At 60.5% G+C, this 17784-nt stretch carries 16 protein-coding genes and 2 pseudogenes; 8 read left to right on the plus strand and 10 right to left on the minus strand.

Annotated elements, in window-relative coordinates:
- Positions 1–32: 32 nt before the first annotated feature.
- Entirely contained in the window at positions 33–200 is a 168-nt protein-coding gene (gene napE, locus SOP85_RS24865) for a periplasmic nitrate reductase, NapE protein (protein ID WP_046817268.1), read from the minus strand.
- A 205-nt stretch (positions 201–405) separates the two neighbouring features.
- Complete coding sequence (locus tag SOP85_RS24870; protein WP_274076778.1) at positions 406–762, minus strand: hypothetical protein; 357 nt, start codon at positions 760–762, stop codon at positions 406–408.
- Between SOP85_RS24870 and SOP85_RS24875 the strand changes: the two genes are divergently transcribed.
- Positions 655–1443: a DeoR/GlpR family DNA-binding transcription regulator gene (locus SOP85_RS24875; protein ID WP_323608254.1), complete on the plus strand. Its 789-nt coding sequence runs from the start codon at positions 655–657 to the stop codon at positions 1441–1443. The genes SOP85_RS24870 and SOP85_RS24875 overlap by 108 nt on opposite strands.
- Positions 1444–1593: 150 nt before the next feature.
- Here the strand turns inward: SOP85_RS24875 and SOP85_RS24880 are convergent, their stop codons facing one another.
- From SOP85_RS24880 to SOP85_RS24900, 4 genes are all read right to left on the minus strand, one after another.
- Positions 1594–2880 (minus strand): NAD(P)/FAD-dependent oxidoreductase, encoded by a 1287-nt coding sequence (locus tag SOP85_RS24880; protein WP_323628550.1) that lies wholly within the window; start codon positions 2878–2880, stop codon positions 1594–1596.
- 162 nt (positions 2881–3042) lie between these two features.
- Positions 3043–4407 (minus strand): glutamine synthetase family protein, encoded by a 1365-nt coding sequence (locus tag SOP85_RS24890; RefSeq protein WP_323608257.1) that lies wholly within the window; start codon positions 4405–4407, stop codon positions 3043–3045.
- Positions 4408–4808: 401 nt separating this feature from the next.
- A complete protein-coding gene (gene chrA / locus SOP85_RS24895) occupies positions 4809–6167 on the minus strand; it encodes a chromate efflux transporter (protein WP_323628551.1) in 1359 nt (452 codons plus the stop codon).
- Positions 6168–6230: 63 nt separating this feature from the next.
- Positions 6231–7121, minus strand: coding sequence for a LysR family transcriptional regulator (locus tag SOP85_RS24900; protein WP_274076698.1), 891 nt, complete (start codon positions 7119–7121; stop codon positions 6231–6233).
- Positions 7122–7334: 213 nt separating this feature from the next.
- Between SOP85_RS24900 and SOP85_RS24905 the strand changes: the two are divergent.
- Positions 7335–7397 (plus strand): annotated as a pseudogene (locus tag SOP85_RS24905) (molybdenum cofactor biosynthesis protein); the annotation flags it as partial.
- A gap of 162 nt (positions 7398–7559) precedes the next feature.
- Here the strand turns inward: SOP85_RS24905 and SOP85_RS24910 are convergent.
- Together SOP85_RS24910 and moaA are read right to left on the minus strand one after the other, a co-directional pair.
- The gene (locus tag SOP85_RS24910; RefSeq protein ID WP_274076699.1) at positions 7560–8459 is read right to left on the minus strand and encodes a bestrophin family protein; all 900 of its coding nucleotides are present in this window, start codon (positions 8457–8459) and stop codon (positions 7560–7562) included.
- Between the two features lie 6 nt (positions 8460–8465).
- Positions 8466–9464: a GTP 3',8-cyclase MoaA gene (gene moaA / locus SOP85_RS24915; RefSeq protein WP_323628552.1), complete on the minus strand. Its 999-nt coding sequence runs from the start codon at positions 9462–9464 to the stop codon at positions 8466–8468.
- A gap of 392 nt (positions 9465–9856) precedes the next feature.
- On the opposite strand from moaA, the gene SOP85_RS24920 reads away from it, so the two are divergent.
- Positions 9857–12181: an FdhF/YdeP family oxidoreductase gene (locus SOP85_RS24920; RefSeq protein WP_323628553.1), complete on the plus strand. Its 2325-nt coding sequence runs from the start codon at positions 9857–9859 to the stop codon at positions 12179–12181.
- Positions 12182–12267: 86 nt separating this feature from the next.
- Positions 12268–12555: pseudogene (locus tag SOP85_RS24925) on the plus strand (cytochrome ubiquinol oxidase subunit I); the annotation flags it as partial.
- Positions 12556–12903: 348 nt separating this feature from the next.
- On the opposite strand, the gene SOP85_RS24930 reads toward SOP85_RS24925, so the two are convergent.
- Positions 12904–13755, minus strand: coding sequence for a CAP domain-containing protein (locus SOP85_RS24930; protein ID WP_323628555.1), 852 nt, complete (start codon positions 13753–13755; stop codon positions 12904–12906).
- Between the two features lie 143 nt (positions 13756–13898).
- Here SOP85_RS24930 and SOP85_RS24935 point away from each other — a divergent pair, with 143 nt between their 5' ends.
- The 4 genes from SOP85_RS24935 (at position 13899) to SOP85_RS24950 (ending at position 17126) form a co-directional block, all read left to right on the plus strand.
- Positions 13899–14519, plus strand: coding sequence for a cell wall hydrolase (locus SOP85_RS24935; protein ID WP_274076703.1), 621 nt, complete (start codon positions 13899–13901; stop codon positions 14517–14519).
- Positions 14520–14820: 301 nt separating this feature from the next.
- Positions 14821–15870, plus strand: coding sequence for an isopenicillin N synthase family dioxygenase (locus SOP85_RS24940; protein WP_323628556.1), 1050 nt, complete (start codon positions 14821–14823; stop codon positions 15868–15870).
- 1 nt (position 15871) lies between these two features.
- Entirely contained in the window at positions 15872–16810 is a 939-nt protein-coding gene (locus tag SOP85_RS24945) for a hypothetical protein (RefSeq protein ID WP_323628557.1), read from the plus strand.
- Between the two features lie 79 nt (positions 16811–16889).
- On the plus strand, positions 16890–17126 hold the full coding sequence (locus SOP85_RS24950) for a hypothetical protein (RefSeq protein WP_323628558.1): 237 nt from the start codon (positions 16890–16892) through the stop codon (positions 17124–17126).
- A 12-nt stretch (positions 17127–17138) separates the two neighbouring features.
- Here SOP85_RS24950 and SOP85_RS24955 read toward each other — a convergent pair whose 3' ends face one another.
- Complete coding sequence (locus tag SOP85_RS24955; RefSeq protein WP_274076707.1) at positions 17139–17654, minus strand: HvfX family Cu-binding RiPP maturation protein; 516 nt, start codon at positions 17652–17654, stop codon at positions 17139–17141.
- Between the last annotated feature and the right edge of the window lie 130 nt (positions 17655–17784).

A 17784-nucleotide genomic window follows, 5' to 3' on the forward strand; every position in this document is an offset into this window, starting at 1 on the left:
GGCTGACTCCAACAGGCTCTAATGGAAGGCTTTTAGTTGGGTGGTCCGGGCGGGCCGTAGAGCATCTGGAAAAACCAGATGATGAAACCGTAACCGCCGACGATGGCGACTGAAAGTAACGGAAACAGGCAAACGACAAGAAAGAGAAACAGGCGCATTTCCTTGCGTCGCTGCGGTTTTTGCTCTTCGGTCAATGACATGGAGTGCGCTCCAGCCGAACTTGCATTCAGACTAGATCACGGAAATTTAAGAGGGTTATTACTGCAGTTTTTATCGACCGACGGTGGCCTGTAGCTATTGCCCTGAGATAGCTGGCTATAACGTTTCGATCCATTACAGCATTGAGTTACAAAAGGAGAACGGCGTTGAGGCACCGTTCGTAGCAAGGGAGCGCGTTGTTGCGAATCAGGTATGGACCAAGGCGATGGTGAACGAAACCACGATCATACAGGCGAAGGCGAAATTGATATTCATGACGTTTGTTTCCGATACAGGGGTGATGGCGCTCATCTTGAACAGGTCGGGCGCAAATAAAAAATTCGGCTTGGTGATTTGAAAGATCGAAAGAATTGATACCTGCTGGCGTGTTTGTGTTTCCTGCGTTGTTTGGCTACTCTCGCAAACAGGCAACTTCGCGCACAAACGGGCAATATCATGCACGACCAGCATTCCGCAGCCGAACTCCCGCAACTGCGCCGGCAGAAAATCCTCTTGATCCTGGAACGTGACGGCAAGGTCATGGCGGCCGAATTGAGCCAGCATTTCGCGGTTTCCGAGGACACCATTCGCCGGGACCTTGCAGAGCTGGACAGCGCCGGGCTGGTGCAGCGCGTACATGGCGGTGCCTTGCCACGTCCCAAGGACACGGGCAAGGACTACTTCACCCGGATCAGCGAGACCGACGAAGTCAAAACCCGGTTGGCGCAACTGGCGGCGAGTCGGGTCGAGAGCGGCCAGATCGTGATGTTCGACTCAGGCACCACCACGTTGCAGATTGCGAGGTTGCTGCCACCGGACATCTGCATCACGGCGGTCACCGCGTCGCCGATGACGGCCATTACCTTGTCCGAATTCAAAGGCATCAAGGTGATCCTGGCGGGGGGACAACTCAATCCTGCGACCATGTCGGCCAGCGGCCATGAAACCCTGCGCTTGCTCGAGGGCATCAAGGCGGATCTGTTGTTTACCGGAGTCTGTGCGATTCATCCGCAAGTCGGTATCAGCTCCCTGCATTTCGATGAAGTGCCGGTGAAGCAGGCGATGCTCGACAGCGCGACCCAGGTCATTGCCGTCACCACGGCGGACAAGCTGGGCGCGGTGGAGCCTTTCGTGGTGGCGCCTTGTGAGCGTCTGCACACGCTGATCACCGAGCGTCATGTGGCGACGGGCAACGTTGAGGATTACCGCAAGTTGGGGATCGAGGTGGTGCAGGCGGAGGCTTGAGCGCTATGTCTCAATGAAACACAAACTGTAGGAGCGAGCTTGCTCGCGATGGCGATGTGTCAGGCGACTTCAATGTTGACTGATACACCGCTATCGCGAGCAGCTCGCTCCCACAGTGGATTCGGGTGTTGCCTCAACTTCGCAGATGACTCAACGCAGTCGCTCCAGCATCTGGTAGTACCACATGCCCGCCGCCAGCATCGGGTTGCCGAGCAGGTTGCCCATGGGCACGCGGATGTGTTGGCAGGCGGCGAAGGTGTCGAAGTGTTCCAGTTGCCCGGTGATCGCCCGGCCCATGATTTCGCCCATGATGTGGGTGGTGGCGATGCCGTGCCCGGAGTAGCCCTGGCAGTACCAGACGTTGTCCGAGAGTTTGCCCAGTTGCGGGATGCGGTTGATCACGATGCCCATCGCGCAGCTCCACTGGTAATCGATGGCCACGCCTTTGAGTGCCGGAAACGTCTGCTCGATGCACGGGCGCAACTCGGCGGCGATGTCGCGCGAATCCTTGCCGCTGTAGTTGGCGCCGCCGCCGAACAGCAGGCGGCCGTCGGCGGTCAGGCGGTAGTAGTCGAGGACGAAGCGGCAGTCGTAGACCGCGAGGTCTTGCGGGTTGATCTGTTTGGCCAGGTCCCCCAGCGGCGCAGTGGTGACGATGCCGCCCATGGCCGGGAAGATCTTGCCCTTGAGCTTGCCCGGTTCCAGCTTGTGGTAGACGTCGCCGGCCAGCAGCACCTGGTTGGCGTCGATGCGGCCGTGGGCGGTGCGTATGCCTGGCTTGTCACCGTGAATGATCTCCAGCACTTCGCTGTTTTCGAAGATCAATGCGCCGAGACTTTCCGCTGCCCGCGCTTCGCCGATGCACAGGTTGAGCGGGTGCAGGTGCATGTTCCGCGTGTTCTTTATCGCGCCGTGGTAGAGGTCGCTTTGCAGCAGGTCGCGCACCTGGCTGCGGTCGAGCAGGCTGACGTCGTCGGCCATGCCACGGCGCAGCGCTTCGTCATGGTCTTTGCGCAAACCGTCCATGTGGCCGGGCTTGTAGGCGGCGTGCAAGTGGCCGTGCTTGAGGTCGCAGGCGATGGCGTATTTCTCCACCCGTTGCTCGATGATCTGGTGACCGCGCCAGCGCAGGTGCCAGATGAAGTCATCGACTTCTTCGCCGAGGGTGCGGCGCATTTGTTTGCGCATCGCTTCGTCGCCCGAGAGGCTGCCGGTGACCTGGCCGCCGTTGCGCCCGGTGGCGCCCCAGCCGATCTTGTGGCTTTCGACGATGGCGACTTTCAGGCCCTTTTCAGCCAGTTCGACCGCCGTGGCGACGCCGGTAAAACCACCACCGATGATGACGACGTCGACGCGGTGCTGGCCTTGCAGGGTGGGGTAGTCGGTTTCGTGGTTGAGGGTGGCGGTGTAGTAGGAATTGCAGCGTTGCTGAGTCATGTCAGTGTCCAGGCAAAAGAGGTAGAGAGCTTGGCGCAAACCCTGTGGGAGCGGGCTTGCTCGCGAAGGGGTCGTATCAGTCACCATCAATGGTGAATGACACACCGCCTTCGCGAGCAAGCTCGCTCCTACAGGGGGAATGCGTAGGGTCGACCGGGCGGCTCACGCCTCAGTCAGATACCAACGCCAATCCTGCTCACCCACTTCGGCCATAAACTGCCGATACTCTGCACGCTTGACCGCCAGATAAACCCCCAGGAATTCCTGGCCCAACGCATCCCGCGCCCACACCGAATTTTCCAGCGCCGTCAGTGACGTCAGCCAGTCGGTCGGCAGCAACTGCGTGGCCTGCGCATAGCCGTTGCCTTGCACCGGTTCGCCCGGATCGAGGTTCTCGCTGATGCCTCGATGGATGCCGGCCAGGATCGCCGCCGCTGCCAGGTAGGGGTTGGCGTCGGCGCCGCAGATGCGGTGTTCGATGTGCCGGCTGTTGGCCGGGCCACCGGGCACGCGCAGGCTGACGGTGCGGTTGTCGACGCCCCAGGTCGGGGCCAACGGCGCATAGCTGTTGGCCTGGAAGCGCCGGTAGGAGTTGGCGTTAGGGCAGAACAGCAACAGCGAATCGAGCAGGCTGGCGAGCATGCCGCCGATGGCCGTGCGCAGCAGCGGGGTACCGGCCGGGTCCTCGGAAGCGAACAGGTTGCAGCCTTCGGCGTCGGCGATGCTGACGTGCATGTGCATGCCGGTGCCTGCCAGATGATCGAAGGGTTTGGCCATGAACGTAGCTTGCATGCCGTGCTTGTGGGCCACGGCTTTCACCAGGCGTTTGTAACGCACGGCCTGATCCATCGCCTGCAAGGCATCGCCGTGTTCCAGGGTGATTTCCACTTGTCCCGGGGCGTATTCGGAAATCGCCGTGCGCGCCGGAATGCGGTGCAGCTTGCACGCGGCATAGAGGTCGGCGAGGAAGGGTTCGATCTGCTCCAGCTCGCGCAGGCCGTAGACCTGCGTGTGTCGCGGTCGACCACCGTCAGCGTCCAGCGCCGGTTGCGGGCGGCCGTTATGGTCGCGCTTGGCGTCCAGCAGATAGAACTCCAGTTCGCACGCCATCACCGGGTGGTAACCCTCGGCCTTCAGGCGGTCGATGACCTTGATCAGCAGATGACGTGGGTCGGCGATGCTCGCCGGCATGCCTTCTTGCGGGTGCATGCTGACCTGCACCGCCGCCGTCGGAATCTGCCGCCACGGCAAGCGCACCAGGCTGCCTTCGAGCGGATAGGCGCGGCAGTCGATATCGCCCACGTCCCAGACCAGCCCGGAGTTCTCGACGTCATCGCCTTGCAAGGTCAGGCCGAGAATGGTGCTGGGCAGCGGGCGACCGCTTTCATACACCGCCAGCAGTTCCTCACGGTGCAACAGCTTGCCGCGCGGTACGCCATTGGCGTCGAGAATGAACAGCTCGATCATGTCGATATCGGGGTTGTTCGCCAGAAAGGATTGAGCGTCTTCAAGGGCTGCAAATTTCATTGTTCGTCACTCACGTGGGCGTCCCGCGGACGCACGGATTCAGGCCAGGGCTCGACGACGGATAAAGATCCGCCGCGGGCTGGCAGCGATAGCAAAAAGGAGAGGGGCTCGACGAATCGTGGACGCGATCAGGCGAGCAGGTTGCTATCCGGCGGGCGTGCGGAGTGACGCAGTTTGGAGCGGCGCAGGGCCATGGGCAGGTTGACGATGCGTTTCATGGGGCAATGTCACCCACGACCAACACAGGGGTGGTCAGGATCGAGACATCCAGCAAGTGGTGCTCTGACGGTGAGGTGCTCATGACTCAGGTTTCCAGCAGGGGAAATCGTCGGTGGCGGATAACGAGCTATCCGCAGTGACTGGATACTAGGGGTGAAAGCGAAACCTGTAAACGTCTGTTTTCAGCGAAGCAGGTGCACGCCCAGTCCGACCAGCCCACAACCAGCCAACACTTCGATCACCCCGCGCTTGAACCGCAGCAAGGCAATCGCCGCCGCGATCGCGATCAACAACGAAGGCCAATCCAGCCGACCGTCGAAGCCGTCAGGCCACAGCACATGGTAGCCAAAGAAACACGCCAGATTGACAATCACCCCGACCACAGCGGCCGTGATCGCTGTCAGTGGCGCGGTGAATTTGAGTTCGTTGTGCGTCGATTCCACCAAAGGGCCACCGGCGAGAATGAACAGGAACGAAGGCAGGAAGGTGAACCAGGTCACCAGCATGGCGGCAACGGCACCGGCGACAAAGGCCTGATCGGGACCGAACACCTGATGCACGTAGCCGCCGATAAAACCGACGAAGGCCACGACCATGATCAGCGGCCCGGGTGTGGTTTCGCCGAGCGCCAGACCATCGATCATCTGCGTCGGCGTCAGCCAGCCATAATGCCCCACCGCGCCCTGGTACACATACGGCAGCACCGCGTAGGCACCGCCGAAGGTCAGCAGCGCCGCTTTGGTGAAGAACCAGCTCATCTGCGTCAGCGTGCCGTCCCAACCGAACAGGGCGGTGAGGGTGGCCATCGGCAGTGTCCACAACACCGCGCCAATGAGGGCCAGGTGCAGCCATTTCCAGCGACTGAAACGGGCGTGTTCGGGGGTCGGTGTGTCGTCGTCGATCAATGCCGCGCCAAAGGATTTTTGCGCAGCGCCGTGGCCTCCGGTGCGGAACTTTTCCGGTGCCAGGCGCCCGCCGAAATAGCCGATGATTGCCGCGCCGAACACGATCAAGGGAAAGGGCACGTTGAGCGCGAAGATGGCCACGAATGACGCGGCGGCGATGCCCCACATCCAGCCGTTTTTCAATGTCCGGGAGCCGATCCGGTGTGCCGCCTGCAGCACAATGGCGGTCACCGCAGGCTTGATCCCGTAGAACAACCCGGCCACCGCCGGCACCTCACCGAAGGCGATGTACACCCAGGACAGGGCAATCAGGATGAACAGCGACGGCAGCACGAACAGCGTGCCTGCGATCACGCCGCCCCAGGTCCGGTGCATCAGCCAGCCGATGTAGGTCGCCAGTTGCTGGGCCTCTGGGCCGGGCAGCAGCATGCAATAGTTGAGGGCATGCAGAAAGCGTCGCTCGGAGATCCAGCGTCGGCGCTCGACCAACTCCTGGTGCATGATCGAAATCTGCCCCGCCGGCCCGCCGAAACTGATGAAGCCGAGCTTGAGCCAGAAGCGGAACGCTTCGCGCAGGCTGATTGCAGCAGGCTTTGTTTGGTCTGGTTGACTGTTCTGGGAAGGCGTGGGGCTCAAGCGGATGTTCCTTGCAAAGGCGCTTTGAGCCCGTGACTTTAGCAAAGAACCTCGAAGTGAATATCAGTTCTTTGCGGGAAATAACTGCTGCGCTTGTGCGAAACACTTCTCGGCAATCGCCGAACGCGGTTCGGTCTTGCGCATGACCAAACCCAGGGGCGCCAGCACGCTGGCATCGGGCAGGTTGATGAAGGAAAGGTGTTCGATCGGCGCTTCCAGACCGCTATCGAGGGGCATGATCGCGCAGCAAAAACCCTCGTGGATCGCCTGGAGCAACTGGTAGGTGGAATCGCTTTCCAGGATCGGCTGCGGGTCGAGCCCGCGGCTGCGGAAACTCAGGTCGATGGATTTACGATAGTGCATGCCGTTGCTGAGCATGCCCAGTGGCAGCTCGGCGGCATCTTCCCAGCTCATTTGCGTGCCGTCGAAACGGAAGTGACGGGTGTCGTAGAGCAGGCCGACGCGGGTTTCGCCGATCTCGAAAAACTCGAAATAGTTCGGGTTGACGTGGTCGAGGTAACACACGCCCAGGTCGAGTTGGTTATTGCCCAGCCCCTCGATGATCTGGTCTGAACTGAGTGAAGACAGGCTGAACTTGAGTTCGGGAAAGCTGCGCGAAAGCCCCTGGATATAGCTGACCGGATTGAAACTGCTGAGCGGCACCAGGCCCAGGCGCAGGTTACCGACCAATTGGCCACGACACGCGGCCGCTTCGGCGAACAGGCCATCGTGGGCAGCCAGCAGGGTCCGGGCCCACGCCAGTACCCTTTCACCGGCCTCGGTAAAGCCTTCGAAGCGCTGGCCGCGGGTAACCAGTACCAGGTCCAGTTCATCCTCGAGGTTACGCAGGCGCATCGACAGGGTCGGCTGGGTGATGTGGCAGCGCGCGGCGGCCTGGCCGAAGTGGCGGGTCTGCTCCAGGGCGATCAGGAACTTGAGTTGTTTGATGTCCATGACGGCACCTGCTGGCGGGGGAAGGGTGTAGCAACTGGTAGGCTTGATTTTGAGCGTAGACGATCTCACTGTTGGTTCTGTGCGTCCAATCAGCTGTATTTAAAGGGCAATAGATTCGCTCGATAATGCGGTTGGTGAGAGTGATTAGACAGTGCTTGTTCCAGCGCTTTAGTCTCCGCAAGTTAGTTAATTCCTGTCTGCCGGAGAATCTTGATGAGCGTCAAACCGGATGCATTGTTTGTCCCCTTGAACATTGCCGTACTGACCGTCAGCGACGCACCTCAAATCGGTGCAAGCCTGCGGGACACGGGGGTGAGCAGCGTAAACCTGTGGGAGCGAGCTTGCTCGCGATGAGGCCGGAACATTCAACATCGATGTTGACTGATAGGCCGCCTTCGCGAGCAGGCTCGCTCACAGGTTTTGGGTGTTTCTTGAGTGTCAGCTCAACACAAAATCCACCGGCTCAAGCGCCGGTGGCAACTCCGTCACGCCCAGCGCAGCCAGGACATCGCGCTCGATATTGCGCACGATGGCGTCGGTGGGCAGGTCGTTTTCGTCGCGGCCGAAGGGGTCTTCCAGTTCGTCGGCAATCGCATCCAGGCCGAAGAAGGTGTAGCTGACGATCGCGGTGAAGATCGGAGTCAACCAGCCCAGGGGTTCGGCCATGGCGAACGGCAACAGGATGCAGAACAGGTAGATGGTGCGGTGCAGCAACAAAGTGTAGGGGAATGGCAGCGGGGTGTTCTTGATCCGCTCGCAGACTGCCTGGGCATGGGTCAGACTGGTCAAATGGTTGGCCATGAGCGTGTAGCGCCAATCGTTGATCGCCCCGGATTCGTTGAGTGAAGAGCACTGCTGACCCACCTGCAGTAGTATCTGTCCGCTGATATCCGTGGTGTTGCCCTTGGGCATCGGTTGCAGCCAGTCGCCACTGGCGGCCAGTTCGTTTTCCCTGCGTAGTCGCGCGTTGAGCGCATGGGCGAAGCCACACAGGTTGCCGAGGATCGTGTGTCGTTCTGGCGCGTCCTTGATGATCTGGGTTTCGCGAATCATCGAGCGGATGTCCACGATGATCTCGCCCCACGCCTTGCGCGCTTCGTACCAGCGGTCATAGCAGGCGTTGTTGCGAAAGCTCATGAAGATCGACAGTGACAGGCCGAGCAGGGTGAACGGCGTTGCACTGACCTTGGAGAAGTAGCTCGGGTGCAGGGTTTCGATCAGGACGATGGCCGAGGCAAGCAAGGTCACCAACAGGCTGCGCAGGGCAATGCGTTTGGCGATCGAGCCCTTGAGCGAAGTCAGCACGCCGATCAGGTTGGGTTTGGGTCTGACGATCATGGTCTTTCAGCCGCCCGTCATGTTCATGAAGCGAACGACCTGGACATCGTCGTTCACTTCGAAATTGTGCCGATAAGGCTTGAGTTTCATCGCCTCGATGATGGCTTTCTCCAGGCGTTCCGGCTGTCCGGGGTGACTGCGCAACACGGCCTTGAGATCGACGGAGTGCTCGTTGCCCAGGCACAGCAGCAGACGACCCTCGACAGTCAGCCGCACCCGATTGCAAGTGCCGCAGAAGTTGTGGCTGTGGGGCGAAATGAACCCCAGGCGAATCTGCGGCGCCTCGGCCAGGCGCCAGTAGCGCGAAGGGCCCTGGGTCGACTCGGCGCAATCAATCAAAGTGTAGCGCTCGGCAATCCGCTTACGGACCTGGGCGCTGGAATAAAACGACTCGGCGCGGCTGTGCTCGCTGATGGTGCCCAAGGGCATTTCTTCGATAAAGGAGATATCCAGATTACGGTCGATGGCGAAGCTCACCAGATCGTTGATCTCGTGATCGTTGCGGCCCTTCATCACCACGCAGTTGAGCTTGGTGTTGCGAAATCCGGCCTTGTTGGCGGCGTCGATGCCCTTGATCACCTGCGCCAGATCACCGGTACGAGTCAATTCGCGAAAGCGTTGCGGGTCCAGGCAATCGAGGCTGATATTGAGGCGCTTGACCCCGGCCTCGAACAAGGGCTCGGCCAGTTTGGCCAACTGCGAGCCATTGGTGGTCATGCACAGTTCGCGCAGGCCGGGCAGGGCGGCGATCTTCTCGCACAGCTGGACCACGCCCGGGCGGATCAGCGGTTCGCCCCCGGTCAGGCGGATCTTGCGCGTACCCAGTGCGACGAAGCTCTCGGCCACCTGATAGATCTCTTCCAGGGTCAGCACCTGTTGGCGCGGCAGGAACTGCATGTCCTCGGCCATGCAATACACGCAGCGGAAATCGCAACGGTCGGTGACCGACATGCGCAGATAATCCACGCGGCGGGAGAACCCATCGATCAAGACTCGTTTCGACATGACATCCTCGCTTGGCGCTGGGCGCATTAAATGAATTGTGGGAGCCTGCTCGCGATGGTCGTTAACGATGACGCGTGCTTACTGGCTGAACGCGGTGCTTGAGTCCATCGCGAGCAGGCTCCTCCCACAAATTAAACGCAGGCTAAGTGCAACTTGCGAGGGCGTCCAATCACTATTAATAACCGGTTGATCGATGGGCTCTATGATGAAATATCTTCCCTCTGAAAAGCTCGTTATGGCTGATTAACTAGCTGAAAATAATAGTAAAAATGTCTTGATAGATATCTTCGATAATCTGGTCATTAATAGCGATTAGACAATATTCAACCCTCATTCCTATGCTTTTCTCCGTCAAACGATCAATGGCCTGAATCAGGTCACGGAGAAGTACCATGTCGCAAGTCGACCGCTACAAACCCTACAAAGGTGCCGCCGCTGGTTGGGGCGCGCTGATCGCCGTTACCAAAACCTGGCTGGGCAGTGAAAACGCCCTGAAAAATATCCGTGCAATGCTCAAGACCAACCAGAATGGCGGCTTCGACTGCCCCGGTTGCGCCTGGGGCGAATCGCCGGAAAACGGCATGGTCAAGTTCTGCGAAAACGGCGCCAAGGCGGTCAACTGGGAAGCGACCGGCCGTTTGGTCGACCCGGCTTTCTTCAACAAATACAGCGTCTCGACACTGTCCGAACAAAGCGACTACTGGCTGGAGTATCAGGGTCGCCTGACCCATCCGATGCGATACGACGCCAGCACCGATCGTTACGTGCAAACCTCCTGGGACGAAGCGTTCGCGCTGATCGCCCGGCATCTCAATGCGCTGGAATCGCCGAACCAGGCCGAGTTCTACACCTCCGGCCGCGCCAGCAACGAGGCCGCCTTTCTCTATCAGCTGTTCGTCCGCGCCTATGGCACCAACAACTTCCCCGACTGCTCGAACATGTGCCACGAGGCCAGCGCCGTCAGCATGATCGAGAGCCTGGGTGTGGGCAAAGGCACCGTGGTGTTCGATGACCTGGAGCATGCCGACGCGATCTTCGTCATCGGCCAGAACCCCGGCACCAACCATCCACGGATGCTCGAACCGCTGCGTGAAGCGGTCAAACGCGGGGCGCAGGTGATTTGCATCAACCCGCTCAAGGAGCGCGGACTGGAACGTTTCCAGCATCCGCAACACCCGATCGAAATGTTGATGAACGGATCCGAGCCGACCAACACCGCCTACTTCCGTCCGGCCCTCGGCGGCGACATGGCGGTCATACGCGGCATCGCCAAGTTCCTCTTGCAGTGGGAACGGGAAGCTCAAGCCACGGGTGGTGAGCCGGTGTTCGACCGTGAGTTCATCGCCGAACATACCTCGGGAATGGATGCCTACCTGGCCGAAGTCGATGCCACCGCTTGGGAGCACATCGAGCAGCAATCGGGCATGAGCCTGGCGGACATCGAACTGGCCGCGCGCATGTACGCCCGCGCCAAGCGCGTGATCATGTGCTGGGCGATGGGCTTGACCCAGCACACCCATTCGGTGCCGACGTTGCAGGAAGTGATCAACGTGATGTTGCTGCGCGGCAATGTCGGGCGCCCCGGTGCCGGACTGTCACCGGTTCGCGGTCACAGTAACGTGCAGGGCGACCGGACCATGGGCATCAACGAACTGGCGCCCACCGAATTGCTCGATGCCCTGGAAAAACGTTTCTCCTTCAAGCCGCCTCGGGCGCATGGCCACAACACCGTGATGGCGATTTCGGCGATGGAGCAGGGCCGTTCGAAAGTGTTCATCGCCCTGGGTGGCAACTTCGCCCAGGCCACCCCCGATACACCGCGCACCCACGCCGCGTTGCGCAAGTGTAAGCTGACGGTGCACATCGCCACCAAACTCAACCGCAGCCACCTGGTCACCGGCCGTGAAGCGCTGATCCTGCCGTGCCTGGGCCGCACCGACATCGACATGCAGGCCGAAGGGCCGCAAGGCGTCACCGTGGAAGACACCTTCAGCATGATCCACATCTCCCATGGCCAGCTGAAACCCAAGTCCAGACACCTGCTGTCGGAGCCGGCGATCATTGCCGGGATCGCCGCCGCGACCCTGGGCAAGCAGCCGATCGACTGGAACTGGGCCGTCGGCGACTACGGCCGCATCCGCAACATGATTGCCGACACCATCCCGGGCTTCGAGGATTTCAATCGGCGCTTGCTTCATCCGGGCGGCTTCCACATGCCGAACAACGCCGCGCAGCGCATCTGGAAAACCGCGAGCGGCAAGGCGCAATTCACCCCCAGCGTGTTGCCCGAACACCTGATCAGCGAAGGCGTGCGCAACCTGGCGGTGAAGCCTCATTTGATCCTGCAGACCATGCGCTCCCACGATCAGTACAACACCACGTTGTACGGTCTGGACGATCGTTATCGCGGGGTCTACGGCATGCGCGATGTGGTGTTCGCCAACGAGCAGGACATCCTCCGGCTGGGTTTCGAGCCGGGGCAGAAAGTCGACCTGGTGGCGCTGTGGGACGACGACCGTGAACGTCGGGTCAGCGGTTTCACCCTGATCGCCTACGACATTCCGGCCGGCCAGGCGGCCGCGTATTACCCGGAGACCAACCCGTTGGTGCCACTGGAAAGCTACGGTGACCGCACGTTCACCCCGACCTCCAAGTTCGTCGCCATCCGGTTGGAGCAGGCAAAAGCGAGCAGCCTCATTTCCACTTCCGCCGCATAAACCTGTAGGAGCCGGCTTGCCGGCGGAGGCGCCCGAAAGAACGATGCATTGTTGAAGGACGCCTTCGCTGGCAAGCCAGCTCCTACAGTTTCCTGGCGGTGCTCGAAGGCCTTTGGCTGAAAACCCACAACGACACCTACCGCGATCTCTACCATTTCTGGTCGAAGATCTTCGCCGTCAACTTCGGCATGGGCGTGGTCTCGGGGCTGGTCATGGCCTACGAGTTCGGCACCAACTGGAGCCGCTTCTCCGACTTCGCCGGCAGCATCACCGGGCCGTTGCTGACCTATGAAGTGCTCACCGCGTTCTTCCTCGAAGCGGGCTTCCTCGGGGTCATGCTGTTTGGCTGGAACCGGGTAGGGCGCGGCTTGCACTTGATCTATTTCTCGGGTGGCCAAGGGGCCCAAGCCCCATCACGAGTATGGGCCTGCGGGTCATTCCGATCATGTTCCTCGGCTACCTCGGCCTGGCCTTCAGTCTCTGGCCGAACATCGTGCCGCCGTCAGGATTGGCGATGGCTACCATTGATAAACATCAAGCGGCATCTACTCGGTGGTACAAGCGCATTGGGTGGCTGGTGTTGAGCGGGCCTGTAGGAGCGAGCTTGCTCGCGAAAAAGCTCAGGGCACCGCGGGGTGACAGCTCCCCGCGTCATCGTTGACCTCCATCGCGAGCAGGCTCGCACACAGTAGATCGGGTACGGCCGTGGGTGATGGGGCGATTCATTGCGCCCCAAACATCACCGTCCAGTAAATCCCCGCATCGCTCTTCGGATCAACCGCATACGCCGCGCCCAGGTCGCGGAACTGCGGGTTCATCAGGTTGGCACAATGACCGGGGCTGGTCAGCCAGCCGTCGACCACCTTGCGCACGCTGTCCTGGCCGGCGGCGATGTTTTCGCCAATCTGCTGGAAGTCGTAGCCCGCCAGTTCCGCGCGGTCGCCCGGGGTGCGGCCGTCGCGGTCCTTGTGATCGAAGTAGTTGTTGTTGGCCATGCTGCGCGACTGGGTTTCGGCGGCGGTCGCCAGGGTGGCGTTCCAGGTCAGCGGCGTGGTGGCGTTGAAGGATTGCGCGCCGCACTGGCGGGGCTGGCTGCGTGCGACGTTGAGTTCGGCCAGCATTTTTTGCCCTTCGGCCTGCCAATCGCCCAGGCGTGCGCTCAACAATGGGTGGGCCAGGACGATGCGCCACTCGCGGTCCTGGCGGCTGACGCCAACGTCGACGAACTGCGGGTCGAGCACGATCTGGCAAAAACTTTCCTGGATCGCTTTCATGGCCGAGGGCGCATCTCGCGGCCCGTTCAGGCTGATCGCCTGCACGTTCTTCATCGGATAACCGGCGCTGGCCATGGCCTGCTGCAGGTTGCCGACGCTGGCGGCGGACAGCACCAGCCGTGGGTCGGCCGACAGCGGCGGCAGTTCCGAGGACACCTGGCCGGCGCAACGCTGCAGCTGGCCGCGGTAGAGGTTGATCGATTCGATCAGTTGCGACTCTTCGCTCGCCAGCGCGGTGGCGGCAAACACAAGCCCTAGTGAAAACCCGGCAAGGCGCAGAGTGGATGACAGGAAATGCATGGAAATCCTCCTTGAGCTGACTGCGCCCATGATGCGCGAAGTGCCCCCCTTGAACGCAATGTCTTTTTCGCGATGTCGCCTCCTTTGCGCCATCATTTCACTACTACACTGAGGCGAAACTGCCCACAGAGTAGTGCCCGACCATGCGCCACGACTGGATAGCCGCCTGCCTCGCCCTCACCCTGATCGCTGTTCCGGTATTCGCCACCGACCAGCAGCAAAAACAGAAAGTCGCCGAAGACAAGGCCGAGGTGCTTGAGCACAAGGCCGCCGAAAACAGCAGCCCTGCGTCGGCGTCCAAGTCTCAAGCCATTACCCAGCCCGAGGTCCAGGCCGTGGACCCGGCGGGCAAAGCGCCGCTGGATGACGCCATCACCTGTCTCGCCCGATCGATCTACTGGGAAGCCAAGGGCAAGAACGCGGCGGACATGGAAGCGGTGGCCAATGTGGTGATGAACCGCCTCGGCCACGACGGTTTTCCCGATACCGTGTGCGGCGTGGTCAAGCAGGGCTCGCAGAGCAAAAGCTGCCAGTTCTCCTGGTGGTGCGACGGCCGTGCCGACTCGGTGCAGGAAGAGGTGCCTTATGCGATGGCCAAGGAAATCGCGCGCAAGGCACTGAACAAGCAATTGCCGGATCGCACCAAGGGCGCGCTGTATTTCCATGATCGCACGGTGAAACCGGATTGGGCCAGGGAGTACAACAATACGGCCAACATCGGCTTGTTCAGATTTTACAAACCCAAGGCCGGGGATGCGAAGTAGGCGCAAATTCACCCAGGCGATCAGGCCGCGACCTTGAGCCACGCTAAAGAGCATTCGCTCCATGCTGGTGCCTTTACTGGCTTGAGGATAGAGACGCCTGGTCGGTCTCCATTGGCATCGGCCGTTCTAAATCTATTAGATACAGCTGTGCTTATGCGCACACTCGAACGTGGCACGGACATTGCTCAACCCCTCGAGCACCTTTTCTGGTGCGACTGATCCGGGACGACCCGGAGGCCTCGCGGCTCTGCGATATCTGGACGACCAGGTGACATTTTGACTAATCATCAGGAGGTTACTTATGGCGCCCACGCCTCGTATTACCCCTCACTCAGCGTTTCAGTCCCTGCCACTGATCGACATTCAGGGACTGTTTTCCGACTGTGCAGCCGCTCGTATCGAAACCGCCGCTGCCCTGGGGCGAGCAGCCTCGCAGGCAGGCTTTCTGTACGTGACGGGGCACGGTATCGATCCGCAGATCATCAACCGCCTCAAACAACGGACGGTGGAATATTTCGCCCAGCCGCTTGAACAGAAGATGAACGATTACATCGGCCTGTCGAGCAACCACAGCGGATATGTACCGGAGGGCGAAGAGCAATTCGTCGAGGGCAGCATCGATCACAAGGAGGCCTTCGATGTCGGTTTCGATTACCGGCTGCCGCACGGGACGCGACCGATGCTGGGTGCCAATCGCTGGCCGGCGTCGCCGGGATTCAAACAGGACGTAAAGGCCTATTACGACGCCGTGTTCAGCCTCAACCTCACGCTTTTTCGAGGTTTCGCACTGGCACTGGGGCTTGCGGAAAATGCCTTCACGCAACGGGTCAACAACCCGCCCAGCCAATTGCGGTTGATCCACTATCCGTTCGCGCCGGATGCGCAGGTGGATCGTCCCGGTATAGGTGCGCACACCGACTATGAGTGCTTCACCATTTTGCTCCCGACCGCGCCGGGACTCGAAGTGTTGAACGGTGCAGGGCAGTGGATCGATGTGCCCTTGGTGGACGGCGCGTTTGTCATCAACATTGGCGACATGATGGAAGTGCTGAGCAACGGCTCCTACGTCGCCACCGCGCATCGGGTACGCAAAGTCGCCCAGGAGCGTTACTCGTTCCCGATGTTTTGCGCCTGTGATTACGACACGGTCATCGAGCCCGTCGCGCAACTGCTCGATCCGGCAACGCCGAGCCGCTACGGTCCGGTTGTGTGTGGTGAGCACTTGTACGCGCAAACCCTGCAGACCTTTCGCTACCTCAAGCAGCGCCTGGCTCGCGGTGAACTGAGCTTGCCGGACGGGGCAAAGGGCTTGTCCTCATTCGGCCGTACCGCCCACGCCGTGGAGGTTTGATATGCACCTCAATGAACTTGTCGCTCGCTACCCGCAGCAACCGACCCAAGGCGTTCCGGACTGGATGCTGGGTTTCTACAAACGCCGGGCAATCAGCTTTGCCGATGGCCTGACCGATACCCAGACCCACGTGTGCTGGTTCCAGAGCCGTAACTTCACCATTGATTTGCGCTTGCCGCTGGAAGAACACCAGGTGCAAGCCAAACCGTTGCTGGCGTACAGCGCGGAAGAATTGCAGCGACTGGCCAACTACGAAGGTTGGGAAGCCTTGTGTTCATGGGAAGGCGAGATTCTCAGTTGGCACACCGACACGTCCTTGCAGTTACACAATCGCTGGCCCGAGCCAGGGCTGCTCAAACGTATCGGCAACTGCATGATCGAGTTCGCGCCCAGCGGGGCCTATGTCGAAGACTGGCGTCTGCAATTGTCGGCGCCCGGCGCATTGATCGGCTTGCGTCTGCTGGAGGAAAAGGAGCTGGAGAGTGGCATCGTGCGTCATCGAGGCGGGGGATTGATCGTTTGTGGTGAATATGCGGCGCTGGTGCTGGGGCGTTCACATCCGCTCGAGGGAGGTGTGCCCCTGCGTGAGTTGGTCGCTCAATACGCGGATGACCCGCAATGGCTGCGCCGTGCGTTCAACTTCGAAACATCGGTGGCCCAAGGCTCGCTCGACGAGGGCTACAACGTAACGCTCTCGACCTGTGCCGCGCGCGTGGGGCAGACCCTGATCCCACTGGACGGCTTCGAACTGCAGGCTGACGGCGTTCACGTCATCCAGCGATTGCTGGTTGATGGGCTGGCCTGCGAACGCCTGTTCATCATCGACACGGTGGAACCGCACGTCGGCTACGCGCAATCCACCGGATTCACCCGCAGCGCCGCGCAGTGGCATGAGCGCGAATCCCCGACATTGAGCCGCTATACCCAGCCGCTCGTTTGAATTCATTGCTCCAACTCATTCATAACCCGTGAGGTTCCCATGAAGGTATTCTCGTGCGTGTTCTACCGTTACCCAGACCATGCTGTTCTACACGCCAACCACGGCCTACGAATTCGCCAGCTCCGAGGCTATCCGCCACACGATGGACAAGGTCCGCACCTTTTCCTTCGCCAAGGGCTTGCTGGGTCAAGCGGCCACCAGTGCTGACGCGGTGGGCATGCAGTTCGCCGATGGCTCGACCCTGGGCGACAAAAACAACATCAAGCTGCGCTTCGATACCCGGTTCGTGAACATGGCGATGACCAACCAGCTCTGATCCGGCAGCGTTTTACAGATGAGCGCGGCGCCAGAAGCATCGGGCCAGCAAGGCATCGAGGCTTAACTTTCCAGGGCCGGACAGCAGCAGCGGCACAAGGGCGGCGAGGTAGATCAGCGGCAGTTTGAAATTGCCGAAACCCTTGTTGCTGATGGAGTAACCCTGGGCCAGTTCGCTCAAGGTCGACCAGTCGGCCGGCCAGTGCACCGCGGCGGTCGCGACGATGGTCACCACGATCAGGCTGATCGCCGAGAACCGTGTGGCCAGGCCCACCAGCAGGGCGAGGGCGCAGATCAGCTCCACCCACATCGACAATTCCCAGTTCAACGTGGCCGGCAGGTGGTTGAACGGAAACAGGAAGCGGTCCTGGATGTCGGCGAACCAGTTCTCGCCATTGAATTTCTCCAGGCCTGATTCGAAGAATTCCCAGGCGAGGAACACCCGCAGGGTCAGTGGCGCTATCCAGCTGCCGGCACGGTCAAGGTTCAGGTGCAGGCCTTTGACGGCCGATGAAATAGTGGCGCTCATGGTTGATTTCCTTCGAGGCAGGGAAGTCGGGCGGTGGGGTGCCCGTTGAGATGTATTTCATCAACCGGGTGTATCTGCGGTGTGTCGTTTGTGCGGGGAAATGAAGGCGTGGTGTGTCTGGGGTGGGGCT

Origin of the sequence: Pseudomonas sp. YuFO20, assembly GCF_035064975.1 — a bacterium.
GTDB lineage: Bacteria > Pseudomonadota > Gammaproteobacteria > Pseudomonadales > Pseudomonadaceae > Aquipseudomonas > Aquipseudomonas putida_AE.